The organism is Martinezella sp. CNPSo 3795 (assembly GCF_057784475.1).
On sequence record NZ_JBXSOQ010000015.1, the window covers coordinates 113,939 to 131,601 of the forward strand.

Annotated in this window: 15 protein-coding genes, 1 pseudogene and 1 riboswitch; of the genes and pseudogenes, 2 read left to right on the forward strand and 14 right to left on the reverse strand. The window is 60.4% G+C overall.

Annotated features, from left to right (window positions below; translation table 11 throughout):
* Positions 1–15: 15 nt before the first annotated feature.
* Positions 16–915 (reverse strand): LysR substrate-binding domain-containing protein, encoded by a 900-nt coding sequence (locus AC13QY_RS29000; protein WP_210248395.1) that lies wholly within the window; start codon positions 913–915, stop codon positions 16–18.
* A gap of 99 nt (positions 916–1,014) precedes the next feature.
* On the opposite strand from AC13QY_RS29000, the gene AC13QY_RS29005 reads away from it, so the two are divergent.
* Positions 1,015–1,773 (forward strand): SDR family NAD(P)-dependent oxidoreductase, encoded by a 759-nt coding sequence (locus tag AC13QY_RS29005; protein WP_371864882.1) that lies wholly within the window; start codon positions 1,015–1,017, stop codon positions 1,771–1,773.
* A 24-nt stretch (positions 1,774–1,797) separates the two neighbouring features.
* Complete coding sequence (locus AC13QY_RS29010; protein ID WP_113351014.1) at positions 1,798–2,187, forward strand: nuclear transport factor 2 family protein; 390 nt, start codon at positions 1,798–1,800, stop codon at positions 2,185–2,187.
* A gap of 107 nt (positions 2,188–2,294) precedes the next feature.
* Here the strand turns inward: AC13QY_RS29010 and AC13QY_RS29015 are convergent, their stop codons facing one another.
* The 13 genes and pseudogenes from AC13QY_RS29015 to AC13QY_RS29075 all read right to left on the reverse strand — a co-directional run.
* Complete coding sequence (locus AC13QY_RS29015; protein ID WP_113351015.1) at positions 2,295–3,098, reverse strand: IclR family transcriptional regulator; 804 nt, start codon at positions 3,096–3,098, stop codon at positions 2,295–2,297.
* 163 nt (positions 3,099–3,261) lie between these two features.
* Positions 3,262–4,032 (reverse strand): amino acid ABC transporter ATP-binding protein, encoded by a 771-nt coding sequence (locus AC13QY_RS29020; protein ID WP_113351016.1) that lies wholly within the window; start codon positions 4,030–4,032, stop codon positions 3,262–3,264.
* 13 nt (positions 4,033–4,045) lie between these two features.
* Positions 4,046–4,705 (reverse strand): amino acid ABC transporter permease, encoded by a 660-nt coding sequence (locus tag AC13QY_RS29025; protein ID WP_113228797.1) that lies wholly within the window; start codon positions 4,703–4,705, stop codon positions 4,046–4,048.
* 6 nt (positions 4,706–4,711) lie between these two features.
* Complete coding sequence (locus tag AC13QY_RS29030) at positions 4,712–5,374, reverse strand: amino acid ABC transporter permease (protein WP_113351017.1); 663 nt, start codon at positions 5,372–5,374, stop codon at positions 4,712–4,714.
* A 56-nt stretch (positions 5,375–5,430) separates the two neighbouring features.
* Positions 5,431–6,273: a transporter substrate-binding protein gene (locus AC13QY_RS29035; RefSeq protein WP_095437550.1), complete on the reverse strand. Its 843-nt coding sequence runs from the start codon at positions 6,271–6,273 to the stop codon at positions 5,431–5,433.
* Between the two features lie 725 nt (positions 6,274–6,998).
* Positions 6,999–8,810 (reverse strand): allophanate hydrolase, encoded by a 1,812-nt coding sequence (gene atzF / locus AC13QY_RS29040; RefSeq protein WP_145635579.1) that lies wholly within the window; start codon positions 8,808–8,810, stop codon positions 6,999–7,001.
* Positions 8,810–12,346: an urea carboxylase gene (gene uca / locus AC13QY_RS29045; protein WP_488494365.1), complete on the reverse strand. Its 3,537-nt coding sequence runs from the start codon at positions 12,344–12,346 to the stop codon at positions 8,810–8,812. The genes atzF and uca overlap by 1 nt, the downstream gene beginning before the upstream one ends.
* Before the next feature lies 1 nt (position 12,347).
* Positions 12,348–12,998: an urea amidolyase associated protein UAAP2 gene (locus AC13QY_RS29050; protein ID WP_113351020.1), complete on the reverse strand. Its 651-nt coding sequence runs from the start codon at positions 12,996–12,998 to the stop codon at positions 12,348–12,350.
* Between the two features lie 16 nt (positions 12,999–13,014).
* Positions 13,015–13,833: an urea amidolyase associated protein UAAP1 gene (locus tag AC13QY_RS29055; RefSeq protein WP_113351021.1), complete on the reverse strand. Its 819-nt coding sequence runs from the start codon at positions 13,831–13,833 to the stop codon at positions 13,015–13,017.
* A 2-nt stretch (positions 13,834–13,835) separates the two neighbouring features.
* Positions 13,836–14,657 (reverse strand): ABC transporter ATP-binding protein, encoded by an 822-nt coding sequence (locus AC13QY_RS29060; protein WP_113351022.1) that lies wholly within the window; start codon positions 14,655–14,657, stop codon positions 13,836–13,838.
* Positions 14,654–15,472 carry an ABC transporter permease gene (locus AC13QY_RS29065; RefSeq protein ID WP_113351084.1) on the reverse strand — a complete coding sequence of 273 codons (819 nt, stop codon included), beginning with the start codon at positions 15,470–15,472 and terminating at the stop codon, positions 14,654–14,656. The genes AC13QY_RS29060 and AC13QY_RS29065 overlap by 4 nt, the downstream gene beginning before the upstream one ends.
* Before the next feature lie 57 nt (positions 15,473–15,529).
* Entirely contained in the window at positions 15,530–16,603 is a 1,074-nt protein-coding gene (locus AC13QY_RS29070) for a putative urea ABC transporter substrate-binding protein (protein ID WP_113351023.1), read from the reverse strand.
* 74 nt (positions 16,604–16,677) lie between these two features.
* A riboswitch (guanidine-I (ykkC/yxkD leader) is annotated at positions 16,678–16,791 on the reverse strand.
* Between the two features lie 338 nt (positions 16,792–17,129).
* Positions 17,130–17,663 (reverse strand): annotated as a pseudogene (locus tag AC13QY_RS29075) (bifunctional methylenetetrahydrofolate dehydrogenase/methenyltetrahydrofolate cyclohydrolase); the annotation flags it as partial.

A 17,663-nucleotide genomic window follows, 5' to 3' on the forward strand; every position in this document is an offset into this window, starting at 1 on the left:
CAATCAGGCAGATCATCAGACAAGCGCATCCCTGGGAAAGCCTGCCGCCAGGCAGTCGATGAACCTGCGAACGGCCGGAGGAAGACCACGGCGCGTGGTGAATACGAGGTGGACAAGGCCCTTCATGCCATGCCAGGCGGGAAGGACCCGTACGAGCTTCCCTTCTTCCAGCGCCTGTCTGCATGTGTGATCGGGGAGAAGAGCGACGCCCAGACCCGCAAGTGCGGCTGCCCTCACGGCCGTAAAGTCCGCACAGCCCATTCTCGGCTCGTGCCTGAGCGTATGGCTTCGGCCATCGTCCGTCTCGAGAAACCAGTTCACTTCGCCCTGATCATCCGTGGTCGAGAGGGTAGGTTCGCTCGCCAAAGCTTCTATGTCTGCAATGCGGCCGGCAAGTTGCGGGCTTGCGACCAGGATACGGATCGAGTTGCCTAGCGAGCGCATCGTCAAGGAGGCATCGCCGTCCAACGACGTTCGGACGCGCAATGCGACGTCGATCCGCTCGTCTATAAGATCGACCGGACGGTCGATCGCGATGAGTTGCAGCTGCACTTTTGGATGCTGCGCCAGGAATTGCATTAGGAGGGGGGAGATCGGTTCGACCAACCCTGTCGGGCAACTCATTCGGATCAGACCATGCGGCTCTGATTTTGCCTCTGCAACGAGCGCCTCTGCACGCTCGGCTTCCGCCAGCATTGCCTTGCAGCGCTCGTAGAAGGATTGACCTACATCGGTCACCCGAAAGCGGCGGCTCGACCGTTCGATCAGTCGCACGCCGAGCCTTTCCTCGAGCCCCGCTATCCGTCGGCTAAGCTTCGACTTCGGCTCGCGCAAAGCGCGCCCCGCGGCTGCGAACCCGCCGTGGGCGACGACCTCGGCAAAATAGACCAGATCATTCAAATCAGATCTCATCATCGTTCTCCATTTGGAACGATGAGTATCAAATTTGCTGGCTGTTTGCAGCATCGTTCCGCTGGCATGTTCAATTCAACGGCAATGCCGCAACAAAGGAGCATGATAGTGAGTAAGAAATTCGAAAACAAAGTCGTGATCGTAACGGGTGGCACGAGCGGTATTGGTCTTGCAACGGCAAAGGCTTTCTCGATGGAAGGTGCCTCCGTGTTCATCACCGGCCGCCGCAAGGAAGCACTCGATGCCGCCCTCCAAAAGATCGGTGGCCGTGTCACGGGCGTACAGGCCGACATGAGCAAGCTCGTCGATATCGACCGTCTGTACGACGCAGTTCAACAGAAGCACTCGCATATCGATGTGGTTTTCGCGAATGCCGGCGGCGGCGAGATGTTACCTCTCGGGGCGATTACCGAAGAACACTACCAGAAGACATTCGATACCAACGTGAAGGGCACCTTGTTCACCGTTCAAAAGGCGCTCCCGCTCCTGCGTGATGGTGGCTCGATCGTTCTCACTTCGTCGACGACGAGCATTTCCGGCACGCCTGCCTTCAGCGTCTACTCGGCAACCAAGGCTGCCGTGCGCAACTTCGCCCGCAACTGGATCCTCGATCTCAAGGATCGCCATATTCGCGTCAATGCAGTTAGTCCTGGCGTGACCGATACGGCCGGTCTCAACGAACTTTTCGGCAATGGTGAAAGCGCGGAGAACACGAAGAATTACCTTGCGAGCCTCATTCCTGCCGGCCGCATCGGGCAACCGGAAGAGATCGCCAAGGCCGTGCTGTTCCTGGCCTCCGACGATGCCAGCTTTATCAATGGCGTCGAACTCTTCGTCGATGGCGGCCACGTCCAGATCTAAGCCGCCATATCAGGGAGAATGACCATGGCAGACATCGCAACGCTGCTCGATCGGAATCTGCAGGGCATCTTTGGGGAGGGCGACGACGTCCTTCGCCGGAAAGTGGCGGAGGAAATCCTTCACGAAGACGCGATATTCATCGAACCGCACGGGATCTACCGCGGCCGCGACGAGATCGTCCGCATTGCCGGAGCCATCCGCGCCATGCATCCGACATTTGCATACACGACAATCGCCGCAGCGGACGTCCTCCATGATCAGGCCGGGCGGGTGCAATGGGTGGCCGGTGCGCCCGGCGAAGAGCCTGCATATGCAGGTACGGACTTCATCATTGCCAAGGACGGCAAGATCGCAGCGATCTATCTTTTCTTCGATGGAAATCCAGATCCGACCAGCCCACCTATCGGGGCCTGAGGGGGCTCAATGCACTAGGAACGATCGCCGCACTCGATTCAATCGGCGCCGGTTCGGATCCCATCATGTGCGGAGATTTGCCACTTTCGTGAAAAAACTTGCTAGGTTCAGGATCCGAAGAAGCGGCCTTTCGGCGACCGGAAGCCGAGCTTTTCGGAGATCTCGTGAGCGGCTCTCAAGAGGCTGTCGAGATAGGCGGTGCGGTTGCGCAAGCCATCCTCACGCGGCGTTACCAGGCAGAGTGTCGCGATGCAGGCGCCGTCGGCTTGATTGATGGGCACGGCGAAGCAATGGGTGAAATTCTCCACTTCGCTGTTGAAGGTGAAGTATCCATCTTCGGCGGCTTGGCGCACTTGAGCGATGAAATCGGCTGGTTCCAGCCGCCTTCCATTCGGAAGGACGAAATCTTCAGGCGGAATGAAATCCAGGATTTCCCGGTCCGAAAGATGGGCTACAAGCAGGCGCCCCGAGGCGGTCCACGGAATAGCGACGAGCTCGCCCACATTCGAGGATATGCGAAAGGGGCGGATGCCTTCCCGCATCATGGCGACCGTATATTTATTGCCTTCCAGCAGGCACATTTGCGCTGTCTCGCGCGTCTCCTCCGCCAGCACGCCTAGCATGCGGCCGCATTCGCGCATCAAGTCGAATTGTTCGGCATAGGCGGTGCCGAGAAAATAGAGACGGCGGCCGAGAAAGACCCGGCCGTCGCCGCCCTGATAGTCGAGCATGCCATGGCCGAGCAGGAGATTGACGAGTTCGTAAATGGAAGAGCGCGGCGCGCCGATCTCCGTGGCGATCTCGTTCGGACGCATGGGCTGGCGTTTTACCCGCAGAAACTCAAGAATCTCGAAGGCGCGATCCAGGCCCCGCATGCGTCGGGATACAATGTCGTTTGCAGTCTCGGCCATGCTTCTCTCCGAATATTCCCATACCAGCCACAACCGGCATGCTGCGACGCATCAGCACATGGTGCCGGCTATACGGCGTTGGTGCCGTCAGATCTCAGCAAGACGCTGCGATAGCATCCGGGCGGGCGATGACGCAACGCTTGCGCCGAGCTGTTGTTTCCTCTCAATTGAAACTCGAGGTCTTGAGGAATTCGGCAAGCCGCTCCGTCTTCGGACGCACGAACATGTCTTTCGGATCACCTTCTTCGCAGATGACGCCCTGGTTCATGAAGATGACGCGCGAGGAGACCTCATAGGCAAAGCGCATTTCATGGGTGACGAGCAGCATCGTCATGCCGTCGGCGGCGAGCCCTTTGATGACTTGAAGAACTTCGCCAACCAGTTCCGGGTCGAGGGCCGACGTCACCTCGTCGAACAGCATCAGCCGAGGCGCCATGGCAATCGCTCGGGCAATCGCAACGCGCTGCTGCTGGCCACCCGAGAGCTGGCCCGGATAATGATTGGCGCGAGCGGCAAGGCCTACACGATCGAGCCATTTTTCCGCGACGACGCGTGCGTCCGACTTCGACATTTTCTTCACCTTGACGAGGCCGAGCATCACGTTCTCGGCGGCGGTCATGTGCGGAAAAAGGTTGAACTGCTGGAAGGCCATGCCGGTGAGTGCGCGCTGGCGGGCAATCTCCTTCTCGCTCTTGCGACGACGGGTACTGCCGTCGGCGTGATAGCCGATCTCCTCGCCATCGAGGCTGATCTTGCCGCCCTGGAACTCCTCCAGCATGTTGATGCAGCGTAACATCGTCGTCTTGCCGGAACCCGACGAACCGATGATGGAAATGACCTCGCCTTCCTCAACCGTGCAGTCGACGCCCTTGAGAACCTCGTGCTGGCCATAGGTCTTGCGCAGGCCCTGAATGTCTAGAATTGTCTTGCCCATCGGTCCGATCTCCTCAAGACGGCAGTGCGGTCTTGCGCTCGACATATTTGCCGAAGCGCTCGATACCGAAGTTGACGATGAAATAGAGGCCGCCAGCCAGGAAATAGAACTGGAGGCTCATGAAATTGCGGGAGATGATCTCCTGCGTGCGCAGGAGCAGTTCGGCGACGCCGATGACGGAAAGCAATGTCGAGGCTTTTACCATCTCGGCTGCCGTGTTCACCCAGGCTGGCAGACACTGGCGCATCGCTTGCGGCCACAGGACCGAAGTGAAGGTCTGGGTGAAGGTGAGGCCGATCGCCTTGGCCGCCTCCGTCTGACCTTTCGGAATGGCCTGCAGCGCGCCGCGCACGATCTCGCCGACATGTGATGAACAGAAGATCGCCAGGGCAAGAACGCCTGCGGAAAACGGCCCCAAATCAAGACCTACCGCAGAAGAGACGTAGTAGCTCGCCAGCACGAGGACCAGCACGGGCGTACCACGGATGATGTCGGTATAGGCCCGGATCAAAAGGCGCAGAATGGCTCCGCCGTAGACGAGCGCGAGGCCAACGAAGACACCGACGATGGAACCGGCAAGAATGGCAAGAAGGGAAATCGATACCGTCACGCCGAGCCCATTGATGATGACGTAGCGGGCGATCCAGAGTTGTTCGAGAAAACTATGAGACATCCGATGTTACCTCGGCAAAGCCAGCCTGCGCTCGACGAAACGCATCAGCGCGGCGATGAGGAAGCAGGTTGCTACGTAAATAGCTGATGTGACCATCCAGGTTTCGATGACGCGAAAGCTCTCGACGTTGATCTTGCGGGCAGCGAATGTCAGCTCCGGCACAGCAATGGCGGCTGCAAGCGAGGTATCCTTGAACAGCGAAATGATGGTCGAAGACAGCGACGGAAGCACGTTGCGCAGCATCAGCGGAGCGATGACCGATCCGCGAATCTGCATTGGCGTCAGGCCGATTGCCAGACCCGCCTCTGAAAGACCTTTCGGGATCGACAGCAATCCTGCGCGAAACACTTCAGCAAGATAGGCGCCTGAGTAGATGGAAAGGACCAGGACGAAGCTTTTGATCTTGTCCAGTCGAAAGCCCATCTGCGGCAAGGCGAAGAAGGCAAACAGCACCAGCACCAGGATCGGCAGGTTTCGGATCACGGTCACATAGACCTGCGCCGGGATCATGGCTGCCCGGTTTTTCGATGTCAGCGCGAAGGCGAGTATCAAACCGATCAAGGCGCCAATCAGAATCGATATGATCGCCAGGCCGAGGCTGAGCGCCAGACCGCTCATAAGAAAATCAAAATTGCGCCAGACGGCGGCAAAATTCAGCGTGTAACCCATGTCGGGCCGCCCCTTTCAGACTGGCGGAGCGGGAGATGTCCCGCTCCGCTCGGCCATTACTTGTATTCGACCGGGAAGCCGATCTGTGGTGGGGTCAGGTCCTTGCCGAACCAGGTCTTGTAGGACTTGGCGTAGCTATCGAATTCGACGCCTGTCATCGCTTCATGAAGAGCGGTATTGACGAAGTTCAGCCAATCCTGGTCGCCGCGCTTGACCGCGCAGGCATAGGTCTGCGGGTTCCAGCCATAGCCGGCATCCTTGTAGCGGCCCGGGTTCTGCGTCATGTACCAGGCGAGTGATGACTGGTCGGTCGCAACCGCGTCGGCGCGGCCGGATTCCAGCGCCTGGTAGATCAGATCGACGGATTCGTACTGGTCGACCTTCGCGTCCGGAAGGGCGGCATGAACCATGGATTCCGCATAGACGTTCTGCAGAACGGAAACCGTGACGGAAGAGCCTGCCGCCTTCAGCGCCGCATAGTCGGCATACTGGCCATCGGCCTTCAGCATCAGGCCGACGCCTTCACGATAATAGGGAATGGTGAAGGCCACCTGCTGGGCGCGCTCGCCGGTCACGGTCATGAACTGGCAGGTGATATCGACCTTGTTGGTGGTGATGTTTGGAATTCGGGCATCGGACGACTGATTGACATACTCGATCTTGTCGGGGTCGCCGAACAGGGCCTTGGCGATGATGTGACCCATGTCGACGTCGAAGCCCTGCAGCTTGTCGTCAGCGCTCTTGAAGTGCCACGGCGCGTTCGTGCTGCCGGTTCCAAGAACGAGGTGACCGCGCGCAAGCACCTCATCGAGCTTGCTGCCGTCGGCGAGAACGGGCGTGGAAGAGAGGAGTGCGGCGGCGGCCAGCGACATCAGGCCGACGCGCAAGGAAATGGTCATGGTTGTTCCCCTTGGTTAATGGCTTTCGAATAATCCAATATTCCGGACATCTGTCTGTTATCTCGGATAAGGCATATCAAGGGATATACGGGGCAACTTGTCAATAGTGACTGCTGTTGCCGATCGTCGGAGATAGTGAATGGTCAGGCGTGTCTCCAGCCGGATTTACCGTTATCGCCGTCGACAATGCAGTGGCGGGGGCGTGCGGTATCCCTGCGGCAGCTCCCCGCATCAGGCTGCTCTAAGCCATTATCCGGGCAACAAACAAGATTCACTCGATGTTGCTGGTCACTCGCAATGCGAGGGATTTTCCGCGGGACTTGCCGGATATCCGGGTGCCTGCGAAATTTGAGCGCTGTGTTTGATCTGTTGTCAGGCGTTGCCGACGCAAGAAGTCCCACCAGGAGGAAAGTAGCCGTTTGCAACTTTTCTTGAAAGTTGTCCATTCAACTGGATGGCCAGGATGCCGAGCTGAATCCTTGGCCGAGCGAGTGCAGTCATCTCGTGTGCCTGCACTCGCTTATTGGTGTTTTTCCGGCCATCCCTCAAGTCTGCGAGATGTTCTCGTCCGAAGCGTTTAATCGGTCTCTGACCATGCCTCGCTACGAGCGGAGTGAAACTTAGGCCGATCAAGGCTGCCAATTGCCTGGGTTCTCGCAGTCAGGCCATGAAGAACGATCTGCAATGCCCGTAAGAGGGTCTTTCTCATCCTGCTTCTCCTTCATTTAACCTGTGGCATCGGCATCGCGAATGAAATTTCGCCAGCCACCAAATTCGGTGATGTCTCTAGCGTCAGCTACGGCGTGGCTCTCGCAGAGGAATCCGGAAACATGGCTGCCATCTTCAAGCAGGATCTTACCGATCCCCAGCGGCGCCGGAATATTCTGGACGAAGTGGGCGAATGCCGCAGGCGGCAAGGCCCAGACCTCTATTTCGATACCCTTGCCGGCAAAGCCGGGATCGCGCACCAATCCCGGCTTCGGCGGCACTGTTCCGGAAAGGGCGAAAAGCCGATAGCTGCCATCCGTCCGTCCCGTCTTCATCCTGTAGCCGCCTTTTCCGGTGAGTTCATGGTTGAGCGGCATATCGGTCAGATGCGCGCCGACAACGACGATCGGGACCATGTCGGCAGCCATAGGTGTCACACGGCTGTTATCCGGCAGTGCCGCCATACGGTCCTTACCCATCCCGCTTTTCGCCGCTCGATGCATAGCATCGGCGAACGGCGCCAAAGCATCGTCGGTAAAGGCAGGCCCGACGAGCATCACACCGGCCGGCAGATGACCGTCGGCATCGAAGCCTGCAGGTACGGCAATTGCCGCGCAGTCGAGCAGATTGGCGAAATTGGTATAACGGCCGAAATGGCTGTTCCTGACGATCGGATCGGCCTGCATTTCCTCGACGGTGTAGGTTGTGGGCGATGTCGGCAGCATCAGGAAATCGACCTTCTCCCACTCCACCTTCGTCTTTTGTCGCAAAGCCTCCAGCCTGTACTTGCCTTCGAAGGCCGCAACCGCGTCATAGCCTTTCGCCCCCTCGATGATGGCTCTGACCGTTGGATTGAAATCGCTGGCATTACTTGCGAGGAAGTCCTTGACCGCCGCCAGGCGCTCCGCAACCCAGGGGCCGTTGTAGAGCAGTTCGGCAGCCTGTCGGAAAGGTGCATAGTCGAATGGGACGATCTCCGCGCCGAGCGATCTCGCCCTATCGATGGCGGCATCGTAGAGGGTCTCGACTTGGCTGTTGCCGTAGAACTCACGTTCGGCGCCTTCGAGCACGCCGACACGAGGGCGTGCCGATGGCAGGGTCGCCTGAGTTGCGTCCCGTGAGAACGGATCTCGTGCGTCATAGCCTTCCATGATCCGCCGGACGGCGATGCCGTCCCCAACGGTCGCGGCGAACACCGTGACGACATCGACGCTGCGGCAAGCCGGTACGATGCCAACATTGGGAACAAGCCCCGGCGTTGGCTTGATGCCGACGAGATTGTTGAAGGCAGCCGGCACCCGGCCCGAGCCTGCGGTATCGGTTCCCAGCGAGAAATTGGCAAGACCCGCCGCCACTGCAACCGCGGAGCCCGAACTGGAGCCGCCGGAAACATAGGCGCGATCGAAAACCGAGCGGGGCGCACCATAAGGCGAGCGGGTGCCGTTGAGGCCGGTTGCGAACTGGTCGAGATTGGTCTTGCCGATGACGATGGCACCGGCAGCCTTCAGACGCGCAACCACGGCCGCATCCTCCTCGGGATGATAGGCAAAGGCCGGGCAGGCGGCCGTCGTCGGCAGACCTGCGACGTCGATATTGTCCTTGACTGCGAAGGGGATGCCCCAGAGCGGCAGGCTGTTGGGCTCGGGTGCCTTCGCCAGCAAGTCTGTTGCCGCAGCTCGCAACGCCTCTGGAGATGCCAGCGTAATGAAGATTGCCGGATCATCGGATGCCCCGCATCGGGCTATGATTTCCTCCACCATGTCGAGCGGTGAAAAGCCTGCCTTATACGCATCTCGCAGGGAGGTAAGGTCAAGGATAGTGGGCAGCATCAGATTTCCTCCAGAATGACGAGAACGTCGCCGGCCTTGACGTTGCGCCCAGGTGCTGCACGCAGATCGCGGACGCGTCCGGCGGCATGGGCGGTGACATTGATTTCCATTTTCATCGACTCGATGATGGCCAAAGTATCGCCGGCTGCAACCGGCTGGCCCTCCTCGACGAGTATTTTCCAGACATTGCCGGGCACGGCGCTTTCGATGCCGAAGCAACCTTCCGGTATATCTCCGGCAAGGGCAGGGCCTGTCCCTTCGTCGACCGAGAAGCTGTCGAGCCCCAGCTCCTTCCAGCGTTGCCTTTCCGCCTCGAAGGCTGACTGCTGCCTCGACTTGAAGGCGCCGATCGCCGCAGCCTCGCGTGCGAGGCCGGCCTCGTAGGCGGCGTAGGAGAACTCCATCTCCTCGATCTTGATCGGATAGCCGCCGTGCGGGAAGGCCGCACGCGCTTCATTGAGCTCTTCATGGGTGACGGGAAAGAAGCGGATCTGGTCGAAAAAATTGAGAAGCCACGGCTTGCCCTTGGCGAAGGCCGGCGTCTGCCGCCAGCTGTTCCACACCTGGATCGTTCGGCCGAAGAGCTGGTAGCCGCCCGGTCCCTCCATGCCATAGATGCACATATAGGCGCCGCCGATGCCGACGGCGTTTTCCGGTGTCCAGGTGCGTGCCGGATTGTATTTCGTCGTTACCAGCCGATGTCGTGGATCGACCGGCGTTGCGACCGGAGCCCCGAGGTAGACATCGCCAAGGCCGAGCACGAGATAGCTGGCGTCAAAAACGATGTCGCGCACCGCCTGCTCGTCCGGCAGGCCGTTGATGCGGCGGATGAACTCGATGTTGGAAGGGCACCATGGCGCATTCGGGCGCACGAGTTCCTGATATTTACGCATGGCAAGCTCGGCCTGCGGATCGTTCCAGGAGAGCGGCAGGTGCACGATCCGGCTCGGGACTTTCACCTCATGTGCCGCCGGCAGCGTAGCCTCGATCTCCGCAAGCAGACCCAGCAAACGATTGCGGGTCAGCGTCGTCCCGTCATAGTGGATCTGCAGCGAACGGATGCCAGGCGTCAGGTCGATAATTCCTGGCAGACGCGCCTCGACGATTGCCTGCATAAGCAGATGCACGCGCAGGCGAAGCGCGATATCGAGCGTCATCGGCCCGTATTCGATGAGCAGATTGTCATCACCCTGCCGACGATAGACGACGGGCACCGGGCCACGCTGGTTCTGACCGACGATTGCCGATCCGGTTTCTTCTGGCACGCGGCGGACAGTCGGACCTGCGATGGCGTCGTTCTCTCGCGCCACCGGATGAAAGCGGATTTTGTCGCCCGGCTTGAACTGGCCCATCTTCCATTGCTCGTCGCGCGCGATGACGGCCGGGCAGACGAAGCCGCCGAGGCTCGGTCCATCCGGGCCGAGAATGATCGGCATATCGCCGGTGAAGTCGATCGCGCCGATGGCGTAAGCATTGTCGTGAAGATTGGAGGGGTGGAGGCCGGCCTCGCCGCCGTCGCTGCGCGCCCATTTGGGCGTAGGGCCAATCAGACGGACGCCGGTGCGGGCGCTGTTGAAATGCACTTCATATTCGGTCGAAAACAGCGTTTCGATATCGTCGTCCAGAAAGAAGTCCGGCGCGCCATGCGGCCCATAGACGACGCCGACCTTCCAGACGCGGGTGAGGGCTGCGGGCACGTCCGCCGGCTTGACTTTAGGCTGAGGTGTGCGTGCCAGCCGCAAGACATGGCCTGTTTGAAGCGTGCCGGTGGCATGGCCCCCAAAGCGACCGAGGCCGAAGGTTGCCCTGGAACCGAGCGTGAGCGGCGCGGCAAAACCGCCCGCAACGGCGAGATAGGCACGTTGGCCCGGGCCTTCTATGGCGCCAATGGCAAGCGTCTGCCCTGCCTTGGCGATAACGGCCTCGTCGTGGGGTAACGGAACGCCGTCGAGAGTCATCGGCATGCGAGCGCCTGCAAGCGCGATCGTCACGTCGGAGAAGATCTTGAGCACCGGTCCCGAGACGGTTAGCTCCAGGGCCGCGGTCTCGTCGGCGTTGCCGACCAGCCTGTTAGCATGGCGGAACGATCGCTCGTCCATCGGCCCGCTCGGCGGCACGCCGACGTGCCAGAGCCCCAGCCTGCCGGGAAGCTCCTGGATGCTCGACTGCGCGCCGGGCGCCACCACCTCGATCACATCGGGCACGAAGGGAAGATCCTTCAGAGCCGTCGTCGCCACATTGCCGCTGGCCAGCAGATCCGATCCGGCAATGGCCTTCAGATAGTCGAGATTGGTTTCGATGCCGGAGATGGAGCTTTGCGCAAGCGCAAGCTTCAGCTTCTCGATCGCGGCCGGCCGGTCTTCGGCTGCCACGATCACCTTAGCGAGCATAGGGTCGTAATAGGGTGTTACTTCCGTGCCGGTCTCGATCCAGCCGTCGACGCGCGTGCCTTCCGGAAAGATAACTTCGGTCAAAAGGCCGGCGCTTGGCCGGAAGCCAGCATGCGGCATCTCCGCATAGATGCGTGCCTCGACCGCGGCACCCTTCGGAACAAGCCGGTCATCGCCTGTTATCACGTCTTCGCCAGCGGCCTCGCGGATCATCCACTCGACGAGATCGATGCCATAGACGGCCTCGGTGACCGGATGTTCGACCTGAAGCCTGGTATTGACCTCGAGGAAGTAGAATTCCTCCCGCGCGGGATCATAGATGAATTCGACTGTGCCGGCGGAGCGATAATGGGCGGAGGTGCCGAGCGCCACCGCCGCTGCATGCAGGCGTTCGCGCACGGAAGGCGACAGGCCCGGCGCGGGCGTCTCCTCGATCACCTTCTGGTTCCGGCGCTGCAACGAGCAGTCGCGTTCGCCAAGCGCGATCACGCGGCCCTTGCCGTCGCCGAAGATCTGAACCTCAACATGCCGCGCCCGCGAGACAAAGCGCTCCAGATAGACGCGGGCATCGCCGAAGCTTGCTTTTGCCGTGCGCTGTACGCTGTCGAAGGCAGCCTTCAGACTTGCGGCATCGTCGCAAAGCTGCATGCCGATGCCGCCGCCGCCGGCTGTCGATTTCAACATGACCGGGTAGCCGATTTTCGCCGCGGCCGCGAGCGCCGCTTCGCTCGTTTCAACGAGGTCGCTGCCCGGCAGTAGCGGAACTCCGCTCGCACGCGCCAGTTCTCGCGCCGTATGTTTGAGCCCGAAGGCGGCGATATTGTCTGCCGTCGGCCCGATGAAGACGATGCCTTCCTTTGCCAGCCGTTCGGCGAAGCCGATATTCTCCGACACGAATCCGTAGCCTGGATGCACGGCCTCGGCACCGGTTGTCTTGCAGGCGGCAATGACGGCATCGACATTGAGATAGCTTTCCAAGGCCGGCGCCGGGCCGAGCCTGACGGCTTCGTCGGCCATCAGGGATGCCTTGGAGAAGCGGTCCGCATCGGAATAGACGGCGACGGAGGCAATGCCCATGCGTCGCAACGTGCCGATGATCCGGACGGCGATCTCGCCGCGGTTGGCGATCAGTATTTTCTTGAACATCTCAGGCCTCACCGTCCCATACAAGGACTCGGATCGGCGTCGGGTCGAAGCCGTTGCAGGGATTGTTGATCTGCGGGCAATTGGAGATGACCAGAAGCACGTCCATCTCGGCCTTGAGCTCAACATAGTCGCCCGGAGCGGAGATGCCGTCGACGATCGTCATTTCACCTGACGGTTCGATCGGTACGTTCATGAAGAAATTGATATTGGGCACGACGTCGCGCTTCCCCATGCCATGCTTGGAGACTTCCAGCACGAAATTGTCGCGGCAGGCGTGAAGATATTTCGTACCGTGGCCAAAGCGGACCGTATTGCTCTCGCAGGAGCAGGCGCCAGCTGAAGTGTCATGACGGCCGCAGCTGTCGGCGGTCATCGTCAGCATGACGCGCCCTTCGTTGGAGATGATCCGGGTGCCTGTGGTGATATAGGCGGCGCTCTGTTCGCGCATCGTGTCCTGGTTGGAATAGCGCTCGGAATAGTCCTCGGCATTGTAGAACAGCGTGTCGATCGCCTGCTGGCCGTAGCTGTCTTCGATGCGCAGCGTCTGGCCCTTGCGCACGATCGTCGAAAACGGCGCTTCGGCAGCGATGAAATGATCCTGCACCGCCTTGTCGAGCGTGCGGGACGGCGCGGTCTGAATGAAATCGCTCATGATCGTCTCTCCCGGCTCAAAGATTGGCGACGGCGTTGTTTTCAAAGCCGCGCACGGCTTCGGCGGTGGCCGTGCGGCACAGATCGTCTTCGGCGATCGGCTGGGCGGCGATGCGGGTGACGGTCACCGGTTTCGGCGCGTAATGCGGGTCTGGATCTAGCGGGTGCGGGCAATTGGAAAAGCCGACAATCATGTCCATCTCGGCGCGAAGATGAACATAGTCGCCATCATGCAGAAGGTCCGGCTTCCAGGCGAACTTGCCGTCCGCATCGACGCGGACGGGCGCGAAAAGCGTAAAAGCTGCGGGAATATCGCGCCGATCCAAGCCAGCTTTCGTCGCGAGCAGGATGAAATTGTCGCGGCTGTTACGCAGGCCTTGGCCATATTTTGTCTCATTGGAGGCGGCGGTGGAGCCTCCCATCAGGCAATCATGGGCGCCGGAGGAATCCTCCGTCACCGAGAACATCACACGCCCCATGTCGGAGAAGATCACGCGGCCCTTCGACAGAGCCGTCGTCCATTGCACCTTGACCGTATCGACGAGGTTCAGCCGTTCGCTCGGATCTGCCGCGTTCCAGGCAATCAGCGATACGGAGGAAAAGCCTTGCTCCTGCGCGATGCGCAAGGTCTCACCCGTCTTGATGCGTGTCGACCAGTACCAGCCGCCGGGCAGGATCTCCCGGTGCAGGACGAGGGAAGGGGCGATCGGTGGGGCGGGAAGCGGACTTGCCGCCGGCAATGCCTTCGGCGCGAATTCCAGCCCCTCGCGTTGATGATCTTCATAGCGCGCGCGATTGGCGGCGATCTCTTCTGGCGAACGTCTGACATGCTGCATGGCTAAATATCTCCCGATGGTGCCAGGTCGTCCCGTCGGTGCCCCAGGGAAGAGACCGGGCCGTCCCGGTCGGGGCCAAAGATCGAGGCTGCGCCGGCAGTGCGCGGCGGCCAGATGGAAATGTCCTTGGTAATGGTGGCGCCGTAGCGCTCCTTCTCTTCTGGCCTGTCGCGGCGCCGCTCGAAGGCGACGACGCGGGTCGCAAGCGTGAAAGCTTCGCGCATGTCATGGGTCACCATGACAACCGTCATTTGCGTCTCGTGCCAGAGGCGTTTCATCAACGTATGGATTTCGGCGCGGATGCCTGGATCGAGCGCACCGAAGGGTTCGTCGAGCAGCAGTACTTTCGGTCGCATGATGAGCGCTTGCGCAAGCGCCAGGCGCTGCTGCATACCGCCGGAAAGCTGGGCCGGGTACTTGTTCTCGGCGCCGGCAAGACCGACTTCCTCAAGAAGCTGACGTGCCTCGTCGGTGGCATCGCGACGCGCCGAGCCGAAAAGCCTTGCCTTGTAGCGCGAGCCGGCAAGTTCCTTGCCGAGCAGTACGTTGCCGAGCGCGGTCAGATGCGGAAAGACCGAATAGCGCTGGAAGACGACGCCGCGATCGGCGCCGGGTTCCGAGGGCAGGGCTGTGCCATCGAGCAGGATCGTCCCGCGCGTCGGCTGTTCTTGTCCCAAAAGCATGCGCAGGAAGGTGGACTTGCCGCAGCCGGAGGGGCCGACGAGCGCGACGAAGGCACGCGAGGCCACCGTCAGCGAGACATCCTCAAGCACGATCTGGTCGCCATATTCCTTCCAGACCTTTTCGATTCTGAGCTCGCTCATGCCTGCTTCTCCAGTTCGGACCAGGGGAAGACGGCGATGCGGATGCGATCGAGCAGGTAGTTCATGACCACGGCAAGCAGCGTGATCCAGGCGACATAGGGAAAGATCACGTCCATCGAGAGATAGCGGCGGACGAGGAAGATGCGGTAGCCGAGGCCGGAATCGGACGAGATCGCTTCGGCGGCGATCAGGAACAGCCAGGCCGGGCCGAGCTGCAGCCTGAGGCAGGTGATCAGCCGCGGCAGGATCTGCGGCAGTACGACGCGAAGGGCGATCTGCCAGGAAGAGCCGCCAAGCGTCTCGGCCTTGACGATCTGCTCGCGCGGCAGTTCCAGCGCCTTCAGGGCCAGGTCGCGGATCATCGTAGGCGCAACACCGATGACGATGAGGGCGATCTTCGACGTCTCGCCGAGACCCATGACGATGAACAGAATGGGCAGCAGGGCCAGCGGCGGCACCATGGAAATGACGGCGACGAAGGGAGACAGAAGCGCCCTCAGATAGGGGAGCATGCCGATCAGCATGCCCAGGCAAAGCGCGATCGCCGTGGAGATGCCGAGACCGGAGAGCAGCCGGACGAGACTTGCCCCAGTGTCCGACCACAGGAGGTAGTCTCCGGTGCGCGGATCGGCGATGAAGGCCATGCGGTTGATGGCGTCGGCAAAGCCGGCGAAATTCGGAAGCAGCTTGTCATTGGCGTTTTCGGCAAGCCTTGCGGCGGAACCGATCGCGTAGGCAATGATCAGCAGCGCAAAGGGCAAGAGCGTCAAGGCAAGCTGCGCGCCGGGACTTGGCTTGGTATTGATCCAACGCATGAATGGCTCCGCGAAAGGAAAGGCTGGCGGCGCTGCTGCGCCGCCGTTCAAGGAAGGTCAGAGCAGACCGTCGGCGGCCGACTTCATGTAGGCTTCGGTGAAGCGAAGCTTCACGTTGCTGCCGTCGCCGAGGACTTTGCCATCGGGCATTTCGATGCCGATGACATCGGCGGAAGGCGCGCCATTGCCGAGAAGCCCCTTCTGAAAGAGGAAATTGCGCACGAGATCCATGGTCTTCGGCAGGTTCGGCGAGGTGGTAAAGGTGAGCGCATCGGCGGGCTTGTCGAAAAGGCGGGTCGCAGCGAGCTGCGCCTCGAAGCCCTTGAGGTCCGTGCCCGATGCCTTGCCCATGGCTGCGCGGGCGGCCTTGCCCTCCGCCGTGTCGGCCTTCATCAGCGCGGCGGTTTCATACCAGATACCGGCGAGTGCCTTGCCGAAATTCGGGTTGTCTTTCAGCACATTGCTGTTGGCGACCATCAGATCGATGATTTCGCCCGGCACCTGCGAACTGTCGAAAACCTTCTTGGCGCTGGAGTCTTCGAGAATGGTCGAAACAAGCGGGTTCCAGGTCACGACGGCGGAAACGTCAGGCGTCTTATAGGCCGCTACCATGTCGGCATCGGAGGTATTGACCACCTTCACGTCGCGTTCGCTGAGCTTGATGCTGTCGAGCGCGCGCGCCAGCAGATAGTGCGATACTGAATATTCGACGAGGTTGACGTTCTGGCCCTTGATGTCGGCGAGGTTCGCCTTGTTTTTGAGGATGACGGCGTCGTTGCCGTTCGAGAAATCGCCGACGATAACGGCCGTCGTATCGACGCCGCCGGCAGCCGGGATCGAGAGACCATCCATGTTGGTGAGCGTTACGGCATCGAAGGCACCGGCCGTATATTGGTTCATCGACTCGACATAGTCGTTGAACTGTGTGACCTCGATATTGATGCCATATTTATCGGCCCATTTCTTGACGATGCCGTGGTCGCTCGCATAGCCCCAGGGCATCCAGCCGACATAGATTGACCAGGCGACCTTGAAGCTGGTCTTCGGCGCAGCACTGGCGACCGAACCGAGCCCGAGGGCCAGCGATACGGACAGGGCTGTGACGGAAAGGATTTTCGAAAAAGTCTGCATTGAAATTCCCCTTTTGCTTTTTTCAAAAAGGGATCGGCAAAGACCATCGCGCCGCCAATCCCTTGGCTTACGAGGTCTCCCGGGCTTTTATCCCGCCGTGCATCCGGTGGGATTTCTCCCCCAGCCGGTGGTGGCTCTCGGACCAGCCACGCTTCATGTGAAGCGCCGGAACCCTAGCCACCAACTCAACCAAATACGAAGCAAATGGCGTGCCAGATCGTAAGTGGTTGATTTTGTTAGAGGAAAGGTGTTGTGGTGTTGATGAAAAATTGAGCGATCTGAAAATTTGCGCGGAGAATATGCAATTTTGATGAGCGCGATGATCCTCATTAGACGACTGACAAGGAACGATCGGAAGCAGCAGGCTGAGCTTGCTCGTGTCGAGTTGGATAAGCCTAGTTCTCCTCCCACCTTGTGATAGCGAACTCGCTTAGGAGGCAAAAAACGCTCCTCGTGCTAGTCGATTAACTTTAGCCGTCGCCGATAAACGAGCTCGATGGTGCAGTGGTCTAAACAGCTCTCTCCCTCAAAACCTCGGCGGCTTCTGACCCGCGGCGCGATGGGCAGCGATGACGGTATTGGCCATCAGCATGGCGATCGTCATCGGTCCGACACCGCCCGGAACCGGCGTGATCGCGGCGGCGACTTCGGATGCTTCACCATAGGCGACATCGCCGACCAGCCGGCTCTTGCCCTCGCCGCGCTCGGGTGCATCGATCCGGTTGATGCCGACATCGATGACAGTGGCGCCGGGCTTCACCCAATCGGCCTTCACCATCTCCGGACGTCCCACAGCCGCCACCAGAATATCGGCGCCTCTTGCCACCGAAGTCAGATCCTTCGTGCGCGAATGCGCCGTCGTGACAGTCGCATTGGCGGAAAGCAGCAATTGCGCCATCGGCTTGCCGAACAGGTTGGAGCGGCCGATGACCACCGCATTCAGACCCGACAGGTCCTCGCCATGGATGGAGCGCACCAACAGCATGGCGCCGGCCGGCGTACAGGAGATCAGCCCGGTTTCGAGATCGCCGGTCGCAAGCTTGCCTGCATTGACAACATG